13 protein-coding genes are annotated in these 18,594 nt (G+C 55.8%); 3 read left to right on the forward strand and 10 right to left on the reverse strand.

The features are described 5' to 3' along the window. Window position 1: 1 nt before the first annotated feature. Both EKM04_RS03020 and EKM04_RS03025 read right to left on the reverse strand, forming a co-directional pair. Entirely contained in the window at window positions 2–1,903 is a 1,902-nt protein-coding gene (locus EKM04_RS03020; RefSeq protein WP_183896215.1) for an ABC transporter substrate-binding protein, read from the reverse strand. Further along, the gene (locus EKM04_RS03025) at window positions 1,900–3,792 is read right to left on the reverse strand and encodes an ABC transporter ATP-binding protein (protein ID WP_183896213.1); all 1,893 of its coding nucleotides are present in this window, start codon (window positions 3,790–3,792) and stop codon (window positions 1,900–1,902) included. The genes EKM04_RS03020 and EKM04_RS03025 overlap by 4 nt, the downstream gene beginning before the upstream one ends. Before the next feature lie 195 nt (window positions 3,793–3,987). Between EKM04_RS03025 and EKM04_RS03030 the strand changes: the two genes are divergently transcribed. Further along, window positions 3,988–4,950, forward strand: a complete 963-nt coding sequence (locus EKM04_RS03030) for a glycosyltransferase family 32 protein (RefSeq protein ID WP_183896212.1) — start codon at window positions 3,988–3,990, stop codon at window positions 4,948–4,950. Here EKM04_RS03030 and EKM04_RS03035 read toward each other — a convergent pair. Both EKM04_RS03035 and EKM04_RS03040 read right to left on the reverse strand, forming a co-directional pair. Continuing rightward, a complete protein-coding gene (locus tag EKM04_RS03035) occupies window positions 4,942–5,685 on the reverse strand; it encodes a polysaccharide deacetylase family protein (RefSeq protein ID WP_183896210.1) in 744 nt (247 codons plus the stop codon). The two genes, EKM04_RS03030 and EKM04_RS03035, sit on opposite strands and share 9 nt — an antisense overlap. Then, on the reverse strand, window positions 5,682–6,779 hold the full coding sequence (locus EKM04_RS03040; RefSeq protein ID WP_183896208.1) for a glycosyltransferase family 4 protein: 1,098 nt from the start codon (window positions 6,777–6,779) through the stop codon (window positions 5,682–5,684). Before EKM04_RS03040 ends, EKM04_RS03035 begins: the two co-directional genes overlap by 4 nt. Before the next feature lie 106 nt (window positions 6,780–6,885). Between EKM04_RS03040 and EKM04_RS03045 the strand changes: the two genes are divergently transcribed. Then, window positions 6,886–8,247 (forward strand): nucleotide sugar dehydrogenase, encoded by a 1,362-nt coding sequence (locus EKM04_RS03045; protein ID WP_183896205.1) that lies wholly within the window; start codon window positions 6,886–6,888, stop codon window positions 8,245–8,247. A 13-nt stretch (window positions 8,248–8,260) separates the two neighbouring features. Then, a complete protein-coding gene (locus EKM04_RS03050) occupies window positions 8,261–8,740 on the forward strand; it encodes a class I SAM-dependent methyltransferase (RefSeq protein WP_183896203.1) in 480 nt (159 codons plus the stop codon). Window positions 8,741–8,745: 5 nt separating this feature from the next. On the opposite strand, the gene EKM04_RS03055 is transcribed toward EKM04_RS03050, so the two are convergent. The 6 genes from EKM04_RS03055 to EKM04_RS03080 all read right to left on the reverse strand — a co-directional run bounded on the left by EKM04_RS03055 (window position 8,746) and on the right by EKM04_RS03080 (window position 18,589). After that, window positions 8,746–10,404, reverse strand: coding sequence for an adenylate/guanylate cyclase domain-containing protein (locus tag EKM04_RS03055; protein WP_234910945.1), 1,659 nt, complete (start codon window positions 10,402–10,404; stop codon window positions 8,746–8,748). A gap of 153 nt (window positions 10,405–10,557) precedes the next feature. Beyond that, the gene (locus tag EKM04_RS03060) at window positions 10,558–11,418 is read right to left on the reverse strand and encodes an MBL fold metallo-hydrolase (protein ID WP_183896202.1); all 861 of its coding nucleotides are present in this window, start codon (window positions 11,416–11,418) and stop codon (window positions 10,558–10,560) included. Between the two features lie 171 nt (window positions 11,419–11,589). Then, window positions 11,590–12,066: a cyclic nucleotide-binding domain-containing protein gene (locus tag EKM04_RS03065; protein WP_174154197.1), complete on the reverse strand. Its 477-nt coding sequence runs from the start codon at window positions 12,064–12,066 to the stop codon at window positions 11,590–11,592. Window positions 12,067–12,106: 40 nt separating this feature from the next. Further along, window positions 12,107–14,824 carry an ABC transporter ATP-binding protein gene (locus EKM04_RS03070; protein ID WP_183896200.1) on the reverse strand — a complete coding sequence of 906 codons (2,718 nt, stop codon included), beginning with the start codon at window positions 14,822–14,824 and terminating at the stop codon, window positions 12,107–12,109. A gap of 310 nt (window positions 14,825–15,134) precedes the next feature. Beyond that, on the reverse strand, window positions 15,135–17,588 hold the full coding sequence (locus EKM04_RS03075; RefSeq protein WP_183896572.1) for a glycoside hydrolase family 2 protein: 2,454 nt from the start codon (window positions 17,586–17,588) through the stop codon (window positions 15,135–15,137). Between the two features lie 14 nt (window positions 17,589–17,602). Next, on the reverse strand, window positions 17,603–18,589 hold the full coding sequence (locus EKM04_RS03080) for a DUF1839 family protein (protein ID WP_183896198.1): 987 nt from the start codon (window positions 18,587–18,589) through the stop codon (window positions 17,603–17,605). Between the last annotated feature and the right edge of the window lie 5 nt (window positions 18,590–18,594).

The raw sequence follows: 18,594 nt of genomic DNA on the forward strand, positions 1-18,594 counted from the left end.
GTCATGCGTCTCCGTCGTACCAGAACGCGTCTGGCATATAGACACCGAGATAGGATGTCGGCTCGAATCCGTAGAGCGCTTTTTCCGGGACGTTGCGCATCTTCTTGACGTGAACAATGGGTTGAAGCGCGCTGTTGACGATGCCGATCGAAAAGACCTGCTGCGAATAGATTTCCAGCATTTCAAGCCAAATGGCACGCCGTTCTTCTTCCGTGACGCTAACCCGCCATTTCTTCAAAAGAGCCAGCAGATGAGATGCTTCTGCAAGGTCAGGCGCTGTGCCTTCGCGTCCGCCGGAAAGATAGTGAACACCCCATACCGGCCACTGCAGTTGGTCGTCGCCGGTCGGCGCAAGACCTGCGGGTAACATGTCGGGGGTGGGGACGGCATTGTCCATGCCAAACCAGACAGACATCATGACTTCTCCGCCCATCGCGCGCTTGCGGAAAACATCGCGCTGCGTCGGACGGCTGGACAGGGAGACACCGAGTTTGCGCCAATGGTCGGTCACCAGCTCCAACACATCCGTCTCCAGCGTGCTTTCGCCTGCTGTTTCGACGATGATATGAACGGGACGTCCGTCCGGGAGAAGGCGCACGCCCTTTTCGTTGCGCTTGTCCAACCCCAGTTCGTCCAGCAACGTGTTTGCCATGGCGGGGTTGAAGTCAGCCCATGCGCGCGCGAATTCCGGGCGGTACAGCGAACTTTCCGGCAGCACGGTATCGGCACTTTCCTTGGCGAGCCCGTAGAAGCACACCATGTTGATTTCATGCCTGTCGATACCAACGGATAAGGCGCGGCGCATGCGCACATCCCGGAACAGGTTCCGCCACACCTCATCGCCGCAATTCAGGTTCGGCAACAGGCAGACCCGCGATCCCTGGCTGCGTGTCCACAGGTTGACCTTCAGCGGGAAGCGATCCTCTGCATCTTTGAGATAGGTGTAGTCGTTGAAGTCCAGCCCCATGAATTGCAGATCGCTGTCCCCGGACGCCGTCTTGGCGGCAATGATTTCCGATGAGGTGACGTTCAGCAGAAAGCGATCGAGATAGGGCAGTTGCAGTCCATTTTCGTCGACGCGATGGTAATAGGGGTTACGCTCGAAAATGAACTGTTCGGCCGGCGGATAGGTGATGTTGCGCCAGGCGTCGAGCGTCGGAAGATCGGGATTTTCAGGTCTGACCTGCCGCGACATCTTGATGTGCAGGCTGCTCCAGTCGTCCACCTTGTTCTTTTTTGCCAGCTTGGCGAGGTTTTCCGGCGTCTGATATTTCGCATGAAACTGCTTCATATAAGCCGCTGGAAGACACACACGAGCGGGAGACGCACCGGCCAGTTTGGCCAGAAAGTCCGGGTTGGGACCTTCCCATGTGTACCGTACCGTCACCCGGTCGATGATCTCAACCTTTGGCGGTTTTTCATAAACCAACAGTTCGATGGGCGGGCCGCCCTTGTGTATCTCGCGGTTGAGTGCCACGTCCTCCCAGAAATAGCGGAAGTCCTCCGTGGTAAAATCGCTGCCATCTGACCACTTGTGGCCATCACGCAGCTTGAGCGTGAAGATACGTTCCTCATCGATCGTGTAGCCTTCCAGAATATCGGGCTGGAAGTTGAAGCTTTCGTCAAAACCGACCAGCCGGGCATAGCTGTTGATCGGCATCAGGCGGATATCACGCTGACCACCGATCAGCATGCGTGCGGAGCCGCCGTGTTTGCCCGGCTCACGTCCGAGACTTTTGAGGTTTACGACGCGCGGGTTCTTTGGCAAACGCTGGTCCACGGGCGGCAACTCACCCTTGTCGCGTTTTTCTTTCAGAAATTCCGAATCGGTATAAGCTGCAAAGGCTTTCCATGGCGCAAAGACGGATGCCAGAAGGGCGAGTGTCGTTCTACGCGTGATCAAGAGCGTAACTCCGCAACGTCAACATTTCCATTGGCAAGCACCAGATGGCCACCGCCGAGATCGGCTGTGACAAGACTGGTGTCATCGCTTTCGCGAAACTGCTTGCCCCAATCAAGTTTTCCGGTTGCGCTGATTTTGGCGATGGTGCTGAAATCGAGCGGTCGGTCCAGGTCAGGGAAGGGGACCGCAGCCAAAAGCGATTTCGTATAGGGGTGTACCGGGTTGCGCATCAGCGCCTCGCGCGGTGCAATCTCCACGATTTTCCCCTCGCACATCACAGCGACCCTGTCCGCCATGTAATCCACGACGGCCAGATTGTGCGAAATAAACAGGTAGGTGAGGCCAAGCTCTTTTTGCAAATCTTTCAAAAGGTTGAGAATTTGTGCCTGTACCGATACATCCAGGGCCGATACGGGCTCATCGCAGATCAACAGTTCCGGTCCCAGTGTCAGGGCTCTGGCAATGCCGATGCGCTGGCGCTGGCCGCCTGAAAAACTATGCGGATAGCGATTGAGCGCGCTTTCGCCAAGGCCGATGGCTTTGAGAAGATTGCGGACCCTTTCGGCCCGATATTTGGCATCGCCACGGCCATGAATTTCGAGAGGCTCGCTGAGGATATTGCTGACCGTCATGCGCGGCGAAAGCGAAGAGATCGGGTCTTGAAACACCATCTGTATCTTCGTTCGCAGTTCGCGCAGATCACCATCTTTGGCGCTTAAAACGTCGATCTCGCCTTTTTTGCTGTGAAAGGTGATGGAGCCCTCGTCCGGCTGAACCGCTCGCATCAGGATTTTGCTGACCGTCGTTTTGCCGCTGCCGCTCTCGCCCACAAGGCCTAGGCACTCGCCACGATGAATATCGAAGCTGACACCATCGACGGCCTTGGTGCCGGTGGATTTGCCGGAGCTGAACCAGCTCGACTTGCGCGTGGTGAATGTCTTGCTGACATTGTTGACGCTTAGCAGAATACCCTTGGTTTTGTCGACGGTATCGGTCTTTTTGCCGATCAGGCTTTCCTTGTCGATGACAACATCGCGGAGCGCCTTCAACCGCTCGCCGGGCTTCATTTCGAAATGCGGAACGGCCGCCATCAGGCCTTTGAGATAGGGGTGGGATGGCGCGCGGAAGATATCGCTGACCGGCCCGGATTCCATGATCTCGCCCTGATAGATGACCGCCACTTCGTCGGCGATGTTGGCGACGACGCCGAGATCGTGGGTGATCAGCAGCATGCTCATGTTCAGGCGGCTTTGCAGATCCCGCAGCAGCTTGAGGATTTGCGCCTGTATGGTCACATCAAGGGCCGTCGTCGGCTCATCGGCAATCAGAAGTGCCGGGCGGCAAATCAGCGCCATGGCGATCATCGCGCGCTGGCGCATGCCGCCTGATAGCTCGAAGGGATACATGTTGCAGATTTTTTTCGGATTGGAAAAGCCGACAAGATCAAGCGTTTCCTCGATTTTTTCCTGCCGTTCCCGCGGCGTCAGAACCGAGTGAATGCGCAAGGCTTCATCGACCTGATTGCCAATAGTGTGCAACGGCGAAAACGACGTCATCGGCTCCTGGAAGATCAGGCCCATTCGGTTTCCACGGATGGCCCGCATGGGCTTGCCGTCGGGTTCCAGTTGTAAAAGATCGACCGCGCCTTTTTCAGGACGAGCGGGATCGGAAAATAGCACGCGCCCCTTGACCCGTGCCGTGCGCGGCTGGATACCCATGATGGTCTGGCCAATGACGGATTTGCCTGAGCCGGATTCACCCACCAGCGCTGTCACCTTGCCCGGCAGAATGCGCAGGCTGGCATTTCTGACGGCATCGATTTTGCCGCCCATCAACGAAAAGGAAACCTCGAGATTCTCGATACGAAGCAAATCGGCGCCTGAACTCATGCCAAGGGTGTCCTCACCATTCTTCTTTTGCTTGTGGCAGTTATTTAAGGGCCATCGAACTTACGTTATCTTAGGCCTTTCGTTCTGTCTATGCTTCTGAAACATCGAAAATTTTAGGTCTTCGTGTCTGTTACGGTCGCCAAAAAAACATCTAAATCGAACATGTGTCCGAGTTATTAAACCCGAGGAAGTCCTATGCCCGGAAAGGCGTATTTTGACAAAAAACTGGCCGAGGTGCGAGACATGGTCGCCGCGGGAGACTTTGCGGAGGCTCGTGGTGTTCTCAATAACCTCTCAGGCGAACAAGACACCCACCTTATGGGCGAAAAGACCGCTCTGGGATTGCCGCGCCGGCTTCATTCAGCCTTTCTGCGGTTAGCCAAGGCGCAAGGTGATGACGTGAGCCGCACCGGCTATCAATATTTGCTGGTGCCGCCGCCGGATGTTTTTGCACCTTACGGCCAGTTTTCGGGTACAGAGCGCCGGGAGATTGGCGCTAAAAACCGCGAGCCGGTGCCGAAAATCCTGCATCAGATATGGATCGGCGACAAGCCTCCACCGGTATCAACCAGCGCTTGGGCGGAGCATGCGGGGCGCCATAATATCGCCTACCGTCTTTGGCGTGAGGCTGATCTTGACAGAGAGGGCATCACCTCCAACCCGATATTTGCCAGGATGCTGGCGGATGGAGATTACCCGGGGGCGGTTGATGTAGCGCGGTATGTCATTTTATCGAAGGTTGGCGGTGTCTATCTCGACTGCGATTTTTACCCCGCTCGGGACGATTTGAGCTTCTTCGACATAGTGCCGATGATCGGACTGACGGCATTTGGCGAAGATGTGCCGCGCAAGACCGGGCAGGGTAGTCTGCTTCTGGCCAATTCCTTCGTCGCCTCGCCGCCCGCACATCCGGTCTTCAGTCGAATGCTGGACGCTTTTCCACAAATCTTGGCAAAACTACCGAAAGCGCCCGCCTGGTGGGCAACCGGCCCCCTCATCTTCACAGTCGTGGCGCGGGCTGGATCAGTCTCTCTTGCCCCGGCTGATTTCGTTGTCGCGACCTTGCCGGATAAAGCACCGTTGACCGCTATCGAGGATGTTCGCTCCCTCTTGGGATCGGAGAGCGGCGGCCTTCTGATTGCCTGGAAATCATGGTGATGTCTGTTCAAGCCAGTGGCGAGAAGAGCGCCAGCGGCAACCGGGGTGATTGGCCGTCAATGCGAAAAGCAAATGGAGAAAAGCCCAGACGTTTTCGTCGTGGTCGAGATGGTGGGTGAGGATGCCTGTCATGCCGCCCGTCTCCTGTGCTTGGCGCATGCGCACAGCGGTTTCGGCAAAAAGCAGGTCATGGTCCTTGCCGCCCCGCGTGCCACGCCAGTCGATGACATCGATATGCGTGTTAAGAAGAGGAATGCTGCCCGATGTCTCGGGACCATAAACCGATAGCGCCTCGTAACCCGCTTGCGGCAAATGGGCGGCGATTGTCTGATCGATCCGGTTCCAGGGCGGTACCAGCATCGGAACGCAACGAGCGCCGTGCAAGGACTGGAGTTTGCTCAGGGCCGTCTGCAACTCACCCAACACCGTTGCCAGCGGTCTGTGTAGCCCGAGTTCTCTTTTTTTTTCGTCCGGTCTCGCGTGGTTGCGATGTGCCCAGCCATGCACGGCCACGTCGATCCCTGTCATGCTCTCAAGCCGTTGCGCCAGCGCCTCGCCGGTTGGTTCCGGTATGACGGCCAGCGTCATCGGCACGCCATATTGCTTAGACAGGTCCATCAGCCGATCCAATGCGGGACTTGGCTGTGTGGCATCGTCATCGCGAAGCCAGACGTCCGCGACGATGTTCTTGCTGGCAAAATCATCCAGCGTTTCGAGAAGCAGTTTATGGGTCATGACGTCTGTTCCGGAAGATTTTCGAGAATATCATTCAATGTCATGGCGGCACGTTCAAGGGAGCGGGTGAAGGTGGCGAAATGGCGGGCTTTCGCCGCCATCGCCTGACGCTGACCGTCGTTTTCCATCAGATATATCAAGGCATCGGCATAGGTTTTGATGTCACCGGGTTCCGTCAGAAGACCGGTTTCACCATCCATGACGACCTCCGGAACGCCGGCGATCCGCTCCGCAATCACGGGCAAACCGGCAGCCTGTGCTTCCAGATAAGCCAATCCATAGGCCTCCCCATGTCCCGGCCACACGTAGAGCGAAGCCTGCGACAGGATCTCAGAGATTTTTTCGGCCCGTTGTTCGCCATGCCAGACGATGCGTTTTGGGTCGAACCTGCCGAATAGGTCTTCCACCGTCGCCCGTTCTGGGCCGTCTCCGACGATATCCAATGTCCAGGGAAGTTCCGGGGGCACCAGCTTCAAAGCCTCCGATAACGCCCGATAGCTGCTGACTTTGTCACCGGGGCGCATCATCGCAACTGTGGCCAAGCGATACCGGTTTGGGGATGGCGCTCTTTTTACAAATGTCGATGCGTCGATAAAGGGCGCAAGCATGGCCAGGCGGAGGCCAATGTCGGCTTTTGAAAGCCCGTCATGATCTCTGCCGGTGAAGCAAATGTTGACGGCGGCGAACTGGAGATCGGCCAGAAGTGCAGCCTGTATCTCTTCCCAACCCATTGCGTTGCGTTTCGGCGCGTAGGATGCTTCCGCCGTGACATAGACGACATCGAAACGTTTGCACAGCTCAGGTCCGAGAAGGTCTCTCGCCTTATAGTAGGGATGGTAGCAGAACCAGAGATCGGGTTTGACCTTGCGGATCCATGTGGCAGCGATGCGCTCTTTCTCTGTTTCCGCCACCAATCTCAGGTCAGTGATGCTTTGTCCTGTCGGCTCGCGCACGAAACTGCGAAGCTCTGATACCACCTCCACCTCATGTCCTGAAAGACGCATGGCCTGCATCAACAGGCGCGACATCAGCCGGTCGCCGGAGGGAACAGGATGATTGGGTGATTTCAGCGGGCTGTAGAATGCAATTTTCATGCGTCAGTTCTGCTTTGTCGTCAGGCGCTTCGTCAATGGGAATTTGAAAGGGTTCTAAACCTTGACACCGTGCCCCTTCTCGCCCAACTGATGGGCATGTTTTTCCATGCGCGGGACGCAATCAGCTTTGACTTCCTCTTCAAACGCACAGCAACTTCTTGGAATTATTGGGTCAAAAACGGCGAAAGCCGGTGTGATCGGTCTCGGTTATGTCGGTCTTCCGCTGGCTATGACGATTGCCCATTCCGGTTTCAAGGTTATTGGCTTCGATATCGATCCAGGTAAGATCACGGCCATCGATGCCGGTGAAAGCTACATCGAAGCGGTTTCACAGGATGTTTTGAACGACGCGCGCCGGGATGGCGGCTTTGTCGCGACCAGCGATTTTGCACAGCTTGCCGATTGCGACGTGATCGCCATTTGCGTCCCGACGCCTCTGACGAAATATCGCGATCCAGACCTGTCTTACGTTGAAAACACGTGCCGTGAAATTGCGAAAACGCTTCGCCCCGGACAACTCGTCGTCTTGGAATCGACCACCTATCCCGGTACGACGGATGGCGTGGTGAAGACCATTCTTGAAAAGACCGGGTTGAAATCCGGCGTTGATTTCTTTCTCGGTTTTTCGCCGGAGCGTGAAGACCCCGGCAATCGCGATTTCCAGACCTCGACCATTCCAAAAGTTGTCTCTGGTGAGGGTGCGGATGCAGCGGAACTCATGGTGACGTTTTACGGATCTGTCGTTAAAACCGTTGTCCCCGTCTCCACCAACGCGACGGCCGAGGCAGTGAAAATCACGGAAAACGTCTTTCGTGCCGTCAATATCGCCCTCGTCAACGAATTGAAGGTCGTTTACGAGGCAATGGGTATCGACATATGGGAGGTGATCGATGCGGCCAAGACCAAGCCGTTCGGCTATATGCCGTTTTATCCCGGGCCTGGTCTGGGTGGTCACTGCATTCCCATCGATCCCTTCTATTTGACATGGAAATCGCGTGAGTACGATCTGCCGACGCGCTTCATCGAGCTTGCCGGGCAGATCAACACAGGCATGCCGCGCCATGTCGTCAGCCGTCTGGCCGAAGCGCTTGATATTCACCGCGGTAAGGCGCTCAGCCGGTCCAAGGTCTTGATCGTCGGCTTGGCTTACAAGAAGAACGTGCCGGACATTCGCGAAAGCCCATCCCTCAAGCTGATCGAACTCATCATCGAGCGCAGCGGCCAGCCGTCCTATTTCGATCCCTATGTCGCAGAAATTCCGAAGACCAGGGAATATGGTGATCTCTTGGGCATGAAGTCCGTCGCCTGGGACAAGCAGACGATCGAGGCTTTCGATGCGGTTCTGGTCGCAACGGACCACGATATGATCGATTACCAGAGCCTGAGCGAGTGGTCTGCGCTGATCATCGATACGCGCAATGCGTTTGCCAAGCGTGGTATCGTCGCAAGCCACATCATCAAAGCCTGATGGAAGAAAACAGATGAGCAGACTGGATAGCTTCATTCGCCGCCTGACGGCGCAGCGCGATATTCTCAACCATGTTCATGCCGATCTCAATCTTCCTGCGGGGCCTGTCATGGAAGTCGGGCTTGGCAACGGGCGCACGTTCAACCATCTGCGCGAACTCTTTCCCGATCGCCGCATCGTCGCGTTTGACCGGGCGATGGGTGCCCATGCATCCTCTGTCCCCCCCGAAGAAGACTTGGTGATCGGTGAAATTGCCGAAACGGCGCAGGCCTATCTCGGGATTGAAGCTGCCCTCGTGCATGCCGATATCGGCACCGGCTATGCCGAGAAGGATGCGGTGACACTGACATGGCTGCCACAGCTTGTTGCGGGCATGTTGGGAAAAGGCGGGGTGGCGATCAGCGGTCTGCCGCTGGAGGAAAAAACGCTCAATCCGTTGCCATTGCCTGGTTCTGTCCCCACGGATCGCTACTTCTTGTATCGCAAGATATAGGCTGACTAAACGAAGCGCTGGCTTTCTGTTTCAGAAATCAGGAAGACCTTCATGTGCGCACTTTTGCCTCGGATGGGTATGGTCCGGCTTTCCAAAACTGCGTTTGGATGGCCCGATTGCACAATGACCGGTTCGGACACGACAATTGCCGTATTGAAATCCTTTGCTGCGCTTTCGAGCCTGCTCGCGACGTTAACAGTATCACCGATTGCAGTGAGTGTTTTTGCCGCCCCGTAGCCCATGACACCGACAATAGAGGGGCCGGCGTGGATGCCGATCACGATACGCAGTTTGACGGAAAACTGCTTTTCGAGTTCTTCGTTGAGCGCCTCGATATTGCGAAGGATCAGTGCCGCAGCTTTCAAGGCATCGCGACTTGCGGTTTCCTTGTTGCCATCGAGCCCGAATAGGGCCATCGCACCATCACCGATGAACTTGTCCAACCTGCCACCCGCCTGCTCAACGGCCTGGCCGACGACGGTGAAGTAGCGGTTGAGCAAAAACACCATGTCATAGGGCAGGCGCGCTTCCGACAATGCGGTGAAATTTCGAAGATCACAGAACATCACCGCGATTTCCTCTTCGCGACCGGGTCGGATCGGCTCGCCGCTGGCGGGAATGTCACTTTGCTGTTTTGAGGCCAGGAGAAGGGCAACGCTCAGACTGTGCTTGGGGCGAAGTTGGCATCCGAGCCTGACGTCAGAATCGGCATGGATACGCTGAAGTGTGGCACGTTCCATCGTAGACGGTTCCGGCAACGGCCCTTGCGTGTTGATGATCCTCACCCTGCAAGTGGAACACCGGCCTTTGCCGCCACAGGCTGAAAAGTGGGATACGCCGCCCGCTCGGCTCGCCTCCAGGACGCTCAGGCCTGCGGATGCCCGGACGAGCGCTCCGTGTTCATAACGAATTTCGAATGCATTTGCCCGTTGGCGCCAACTGCGCAGGCCGCGAAGTGCAAAGATGAAGACAACAGCGCTGCCGAAGAGAATTTTCGCACCGTTTGTAAATCCGTCGATCACAGCCTCGAGTTCGGCCTGATTGGCATGGGGAACACGCGGCGGCGGCGGATTGTACTCCATTTCCCGGCCCGCATCGCTGAAGCCCAGAAGTGCCAGAATGGGCAAGAGCACCGCAATGGTCAGCAGATAGGGTGAGATCTTCTTATACCAATCGCGATAGCGCAACCAGAAGAACACGCCAAGGCATCCATGCGCCCATATCAGGATGAGGACGGTGCTTTGCCGCAGGCCTAACATCGGATTGCGGATCCAGAAGTTATTGATGACGATCTCGTACCCGATGTCGATGCCGTAGAGCATCCGTGAAAGGCGGATACCACTGGCATGATCGATGATCATATACGGGATTAAAAGACCGATGATGATCTGCAAGGCCTCGCGCGTCGGCATCTTTAGCGAACGGCGCACATAGATGGACCGCAAGACCAAAATGATGTGCGTGAGAACCGCGCCGTAAAAAATCACACTGCTGACAGGATTGAGCCAGATAAGGCTGAACCATCTGCGGCCGTTTTCCGCGGTCTCAAGCGACACCAGCGCCAGAGCGTGGTTGGATAGGTGGCTGAAGACGAAGAGGAGCATGATAAGGCCGGACAGCAATCGTGCACGCCTCAGCGACGTTTCCGATAGGATGTTGGCCATGCCGCGTGTCTCCAGTTGCCTTGTGTTGTCGCGGTTCGGCAAATTGCCAGGGGAGACGTCCCTGTTTATGGCGTTTCGTTGCTATACGCCAATGCGTTGAAAATCAGAAGCGGTCGGAGATCACGTCGTTGGCATCGATCAAACATGCTCTGCCTACAGCTCTATCGTTTGCCCGTCCCAGGCTGCAAACATGCCGGGGAACTCTTTCTGTGCATCTGCCTCGATAACATCAATCTCGTCATCTGTGCGGAAAGGCGCGTGATGAATGAGGCCGACACTCTTGGCGTTTGCGTGCTTTGCCAGCAAAACGGCTTGCTGCCATGAAGAGTGACCATAGCCCCTGTATGTGTTCATCTCAGCCTCGGTGAAGCTTGCATCATAGAGGAAGAGGTCCACATTATCGATGAGCTTTAAGACCGATTTATCCAGCTTGCCGGCTTCGTGTTCCGTGTCCGTGATGATCGCAAGGCTGCGGCCCTGCCAATCGATACGGTAACCGATGGCATTTCCAGGGTGGTTGAGCATGCCGGTGGTGATGTTGAGATCGGGATGGACGGCAAGAACATCTCCCGCCTTGAAATTCTCGGTAACGATTTGTGCGCAGCATACGTCAAGTGGGACAGGAAACCACGGCGGGCTCATGAATTCGGCGATCATCTCGTGTGTCGTTTTCTGTCCTGCCAAATGGCCGGACCAGATGCGCACATCGTTCTGGCGATTGAAGAATGGTTTGAAATAGGGGAAGCCGATGATGTGGTCGTAATGACAGTGGGAAAAGAACATGTTGACGTCGCAGATGCCCTCGGCTTTCAGAGCCTGACCTGCGGGAAGCAGTCCTGATCCTGCATCGAATAACAAGACATGATCTCCGCACCTCACCTCGATGCAGATTGTGTTGCCACCATACTTACGGAATTTGTCTCCTGAAACGGGTAGCGTTCCTCGCGCTCCCCAAATCTTAACTCTAAATTCCTGTTTATTGTCCCGACGGTGATCGTCGGAATTCAATGCCATGATACACCCCAATTTACCACGAACATCCCAAGCTTCCTCCCATGGGCGCCCGTGTATCTTCTTGTCTCTGCCCCGATTTCCGGGGAGACGACTTGCGTCTCCGCCAATAGTACACCGAACATTTCATTTTTATGACAATAGGACCACTTTTATTTTTCTTTTTGTTCGCGGCTATTGAGAAGACGGTTGCGTTTCCACATTCGATGCGGACCGCGCTTTGCTGAGCTCCGTCGTTGTCTGGGTCAAACGCTCGGCCAGAACACGCATGACCTTGATTGTGATGTCGGGGAAGTCAGACATCAGTTTGAAGAATTGTTCCTTGCTGATGCGCAATGCTTCGACGGATGTGGATGCCTGAACGGTCGCGGTTCTGACGCTGTCGCACAGAATGGCGATCTCACCGACAATTGCGTTTCCACTCATCTCGGTCAGCTTTATCTGTCCCGACGGAGAATCGATGAGAACATCGACCTTGCCTGTCAATAATACGTAAGCCGCGTCGCCAATGTCGCCCTGGCGAAACAGTTCGTCGCCCGCGTGATAGGAGACTCGATCAGACGCGAATGCCAGCAGCTTCAGCTTGGAGGGTTCCATCTGGCTGAAGAATGGAACGCGTTTGAGCATCTGAATTTCGTCTTTGAAAAGCATCGTCTCGTCCTGTGCGTGTTCCTGTTTCATCGCGAACCGATCAGGCTGCGATCATTTCCTTGAATGTATCGTTTTCTTCGACAAGAGTCTCATATGGTCCGTCAGCAACGATCGACCCATGGTTGATGACGATAACACGGTCAAACATTTTTGAAAGTGATGGGTTTGAAAGGACCCACAACACGGCCGGATTGGCGCCATCGTTGCGCAAGAACGCGATGACATTGTCAACGATTTCCTGTTGCAGGCGATGATCGAGGCCTGGAAGCGGGCGGTTCAGAACATAATAGTCCGATTTTCTGATCAAGGCGCGTGCCAGGTTAAGCTTCTGACGCTGCAAGGGGCCCAGCCGCTTGCCGCCCGCACCCAGGTTGAATTCGAGTCCAACAGCCAGAACCTTTTCGTAAAGGCCCTGCTTCTTCATCGCATCAGCAACAATCTTGGTGATGCGTCGGGATGCGTCAGGGAAACGGTGGCTGATTTTGCCGAACAGGATATTGTCTAGAAGGCTGGCAGACGTACCGTATTTTTCCGGATCGTAGGGTTCGATCCAGCTGCGCAGGTCGTCCGGCAGCTTCTCGTGGAACATGTGCCGAACCTCGACAATCTTGTCCATGACCTCCTGCGTCAGCAGACCAAAACGCTGGCGCGGCTCGATGTAGAAGAAACTGAGGCGCAGCATGGCGCGTTTCTCGGCGTCGGTGGCATCCTTGTAGCTTTTGCCCTGAAGACGCTGCAGCATCTGCTGGTAGCTGGGAATGTCGTCTGCCGTCATGAAGGTCAGTTGCTGGAAAAACGGATGATCAGGCGGAAGATCGCTGAAGATTTCGACCACGTTTTCAGCGATCGTAAAGCCCATGTCAAACAGAGTATCGGACAGGCCGCTGCCGCGCATCAGATTGCGGAAATACTCGCTATCGATGATCTTGCGGCTTCCTGACGAGGAATCCCGCATGGTGCCGAACATGATGTTTTCGCCAACCGTCGCCTCGGCATTGTAGCTGTCGGATTCGAAGGGCACGATCAGGCCGCTGAGATTTTCCTGTTCCAGCTCGGCGCGCAGAGCCTGCCGCAACTCCACCACCCGTGCTGCCAGATGCAGGTCGGTCAGGGGATCGATGGACGAACGCAAGGCGAACTCAAGAACATCCGGTGCGAGCTGGACCGTATCGAGCACGGCCAACATGGCTTTCAGGAACTTCTCCTCGTCATCGCTTCCCGCAGGGCTGGACGCATAGTCGATCCAGTCGCTGTTGATATCAATATTGGGGTTTTCAGCCATCTTTGCTTCGCGAATCTCCCACTTCCGGTGTTCGAGGTCTGAACCGCTATACTCTTTTGGCTTTAAAGGTGCGTGTTTAAGACCGTAGACAAGGTTTTCTTTCAGGCTGGCGTGGAAGAAATAGGTATCGGCTGACACATAGGAGATACGGCGTCCGGTCACGGCTTCCGGCAATTCATGGAGATCGGTGTCGCCGAGGGTGATCTTGCCGGAGGTTGGCCATAGCGTTCTGCCCAAAGCATCGGCGAGTGCTTCCGCGCCTGCTGTCCCGACAATGCCGATGGTTTCACCGGGATTGATCGTCAAGGACGCCTGTTCAAGAAGGCGTGTACCACTGTCGTCATCCAGAGACAGCCCGGCAATAACGATCGGTCCTGTGATGGCAGCGGCTGCTTCTGGCGACAGCGCCTGTATCTTGGCGTCAATCATCAGTGGGGAATCGAATTGCTCGAACACCTGCTCATATTTGACCTGAACATCCTGGCGAGCCTGATCCCAGTCGATCAGTTCTTTCAACGGGCCAGGCAATTCTTTGTAGGCGTTGATCACCGCCACGAGCTGACCGACGTCGAGGCTTCCTCTCAGCGTCAGATAGCCGCCCAGCGAGTAAAAGAAGAACGGTGTCAGCTGCGCCAGAAAATTATTGACGAATTTGACGATGAATTTCCACTGGTACAGGTCATAGCGGATCTTGAAGATTTCGCCGAGCCGATGAGCTGCATCCGCGCGTTCATAGTTGGACGTATCATAGGCGTGGATCGTGCCGATACCATCCACCATTTCGCCGATGCGGCCGGCGAGTTGCCGTGCGCTTAACTGGCGTTGTCTGCCAAGTTCGATCAGACGGCGGCGCATCTGCGGAATGATGCCGACCTGGATGGCAGCCATGAAGGCCGCAATCAGGCCTAGCCAGAAATTCTGTACGAGAATGAAGAAAAGGGCCGCCAGTGCCTGTCCGCCAAGAAGGGCCGGCTGAACGAATGCATCGCCGGTAAAGCCACCAAGCGGCTCCACTTCGTCTTTGATCATGCTGGAGATTTCCGCGCCTTTGACCCGCTTGAAGTGGGAAGGCGGGAACAGCAGGATGCGATCAATCAACTGGAAGCGGATGCGGCGCAGCAGACGCTCGCCCAGCCGACCCTTGTAGGTGTTGATGTAATATTTGAAGAGGCCGTTGATGATGACGAGCGCAAGGAACGTCAGGCTCAGACCCATTAACATACCAAATCTGGTCAGTTCGATACCGGGAAACAGAGTGATCTGCCCGATGTATGGAACATTCCACGCCAGATGCATGAAGAGTTGGGTTGAGTTTACCCCCTCGAACCCGTCTCCCTGGATGGGACCATTGACGATCTGCTTGGGAAGATCAAAGGCAAGGAAATACGGTATCATCGATAACGCGACGATCAGCAGAATGAAGACCTGCTGCCGCCGAGTGTGATTCCAGATATAGCGCGTTAAACTTTTTTCCATTTAGGAATGCTATCCCTTGCCGGGCCGAGCCGTATGATGTCCAGGCCAGGAAGGCCTCGACATCATACGGCTCCAAATCAAAAAGTGAGAACGGAATTGAAAGGCAAAATCCCCCATATTTTTGCCTGATTACGCTCACGGGACGGTAGTCGATGTTTTCGACTGCGTCAAAGCCACTGTCCCGTGCCCGGCGCATGTCGGTCAGAAATATTATCAATCATTAAGAGTGCGATAGAGCCCGGAAATTCAAGGCTTTACGGTCTTCCCTATCGCCAGCATTTGCGCTTGAACAAGCGATATAGTGGTTTGCTTAAAAACGGAAGACTTGGCTGCTGCCAAGCGTACGAATTTCGCCCTTTGGCGGGTGTGAGATTTGCGGATTGATGGGTCGCAGTTCAATAGGTCTGGTTTCACCTGGCGCGAGATGAAACCAGTCATCCGACGGTCTGAAGCCTTCGGCCGTGATGTGAACCGACTGGGCAAAACGGTCGGCAGTCACGTCCAACGTCCAGCGTTGCTTTTCCTCGCTCATTTCGGTTTGAAAAACTGCAGGGTGCATCGCCATGTGCCGCCCCTGCGGAAAATGAAATGCCGTGGCGATCAACGCTCCAGTCGCCTGGTCGGTCAGCTTCGCCACCGTCACATTGTAAGATGGAGGGCCGAAACGATAGGCGTAGGTCGTGTCGAAAAAAGCACCAAACAGATCAGTTGCAGCGATCACCTGTTTGTGGCGGGGAGCAAGGCTTACAGCGCGTTTGCCCGTTACCACAGGCTGAAGCCCGTCGCGTAGGCATGTTACGTCAAGCACAAGATCCTGGGTCTCGAGCTTTTCATTGATCAGGTGAATATCTAGCCCGTTGGTACCCTCGTCCAAGAGGTTGATCTGCACAGGGCGAAAGGCACGTTTCAGCCCGTACCAAGCCGGTTTCGGCTCTCCGGTTGCGTCGATAAGGCCCCAGCCGGGTCCAGGTATCAGGTCCTGCAGGGTCCAGACCAGAGCGCCTTGGCAGGTGGAGCCTGCACGGCGCCACTCCGCAAATGTTGCTTCCATCACTTCGGCCGTCACGGCACGGGACAGGTCGAGATACTGTTCGCTTTCCTCGCGCCGCAATATTGATGGGTCTACGGCATAGAGGAGCTTGAGATAATGGTCCCTGACGTCCTCGAAATCCCAGGATGCGTTCCGGTCTCTCGGCACCCGCGCTTTCCATAGCGGGTCATGCACGGGCCGTGCGGCCAAGTGCTTGTCCAGCGTGCTTTGTTGCGGCACATTTGCAAAGGCCAGGCATTCGGCTGCAAAGCGGACGTCAGCACGGCGTGCGTCCTCCAACGGTCTGCAATAGGCGCCGATACCATAGTAATGGCCAACCTTTTCGTTCGGGAAAAACGGAAGGGCTCCGCCGAACGGGGAGTTGGGCACATAGGCAATGTCGGGCCGCAAAAGAGCCGTAAGCTGCGGTAGAAACTCCTCCGTCAGCGCTCCTTTCCAAATCCGCTCCGACAATCCGAGCATCGCGCCTTGCTGATACATCTCGCTGCCCCCGCACATAATCACAAGCGAGGGAGAAAGCGCCGTGTTCTCAAGGAGTTGTGTTGTCTCCACCTTGATGTGGGCGAGAAACGTCTCATCCTTCGTCGGGTAGTCGAAATTGGCAAGCATCAGGTCCTGCCACACCATGAGGCCCAGTTCGTCGCACAGAGCAAAGAAGTTCGGCGTCTCATAGGTCATGGTGCCACCGATGCGGATCATGTTCATACCAGCCTCAGTGGCGAGACGAAGCCATGGCTCATAATCCGCACGGGTGCCCGGAAGGCGCGCGATATCGGCATTCGTCCACACCGCGCCGCGGCAGAAAACCGGCTCGCCGTTAATTTTCAGACCAAACCCCTTGCCATCTATACCCTCATCGATCTCGATGCGGCGAAATCCGGTTTTGCCGAGAGCATATCTTTGCCCATCAATGCGCAGGCCAACGTCATGCAGCGTTGGCGTGCCATGCGTTGCAGGCCACCAAGGTTCAATATTGTCTAATCGTAACATACCCTCGAAGGTGTTTTTCTCGTTGGAAGTAAGAGGGGCGGAAACATCGCCGCAGGTGATTTCGACGGTGGACGCATGGTGGTTCGTTTTGACAGAGAGACGCAGGGTTGCTGTGTGCTCGGCGTCCAGTTCCGATTGGAACGCCAAAACGTCGAAGACGTGTTCGTCATGACGGATCAGGCGGATGGGCCGCCAAGGGCCGACGGCATGGATTTCCGGGCACCAGCCCGGCATGTGCCCAAGTGCCGTGGTTCTGATCAACCGCAACCCTTGTGAATTCATCATCTGCGGACGCCAGCGCGCCCGCGGTCCGAGACGCTCAAGGCGCGGTGCAAGCGCTCTAAAGCAGATGGCCAGTTCGTCCGCGCCAGACAGGTCGAATGGGACGTCCAGTGCTTCGAACATGCTGGCGGAGTGGGCAACGCGTTCGCCGTTCAGGAAAATTTCCGAAACCGTTGCCAGCCCCTCGAAGCGGAGCGTAGCGGGCCCGACATGTTCGGAGATCAGCGTCAACCGATACCAGGCGTCGTAGATATTCAACGGCTTCGGATCGAGCCGATCAAACTTTCCGAGCACTTCCAAGGCCTGCGCGACGGTTCCGGGTACCGGCGCCGTGATGGTCTCTGCATCGACAGGTATCTCCGTCGGTGTCTCAAAAGCATCTGGTTCGGTGAGCGTCAGGGTCCACCCCTCGCTCAACAATTGCCCTTTCGCAGGGTGCATATAAGCTGGAGCCGTCACGCGGCCTGGCTCGTCTTGCTCAGCGTGTCATTGAGTTCGGCCATCATCTCATCCCAGGCCGCGATGGCGGGGTCGAGGGCATTTGCCAGTGTGTCGAACTTGCGGCGGGCGATGGCGCGGGCAAGCTGGAACTGCGCAGATTTTGCGACTTCCGAGATGCGACGTGCGTGGTTTGGCGCATGGCCGTAGCGCTGCCCGCCGCCCAGCCAGTCCAGATGGCTTGCCGTAAGTTCGAAATTGGCACCGAACTGGCGAAGCGTGTTGAAGGCGTACTTATGGAAAAAGCTGAAGGGACGGTCGGCCACTTTCGCCACTTGCGTCGGAAAAACCTCGGCAAACGCCTTGATGGGATTGATGTCCGGGCGCCTGGCAAAATGCTGAGCGAGAAGGCGCTCTGCTGCGGCCCGCCTCTCTGTGTCGCCCAACGGTTTTTCCGGGAATTTGGCAAATTCGGTGTAGGGCAAAAAGGGGGGATCGTTCTCGGTTAGATGATGCTGAAAAATGCCTGAGAAATCGTCGCCTTCCAGCGCGAAATAGCCTGCGTTGTGGAAGTATTCCAGCCTGCGGTTTACCCCGTCCATCCTGTTTATGGCGACCGTCGTCTTTCCATGTTCCTTGCGATAGGCGGTGCCGTGCGTATCCGGCATATAGAAACTGTCCATCTCGATCAGGCAGATACGACCGCGCTGCAACTGCATGGCGATGTGGCTTTCGAGCCTGTCGAAAATTGCGAGTTCTGTCACGCGGATGCCATACAGTGTTTCGAGGTCTTCGAGCGGCACTTTGAAAAAGGTAAACTGGTCACCCTCGAAATCCTGTGCCAGCGTAAAGCCGAGCATGGCTTCCGGCGGTAGGCCGCTTGACGCCAGAAGCTCGATCCACAGATCGACATAGCAATTGGTTTCCGGCCACATCCTCTCCAGCGCGTGAAGGGAATGCGGGACGTAGGTTTCGGCGTTTAAGGCCGGAAAGATGCTCGTCATGCCGT

It is taken from the genome of Rhizobium skierniewicense Ch11 (genome assembly GCF_023757665.1).
Taxonomy (GTDB): domain Bacteria; phylum Pseudomonadota; class Alphaproteobacteria; order Rhizobiales; family Rhizobiaceae; genus Agrobacterium; species Agrobacterium skierniewicense.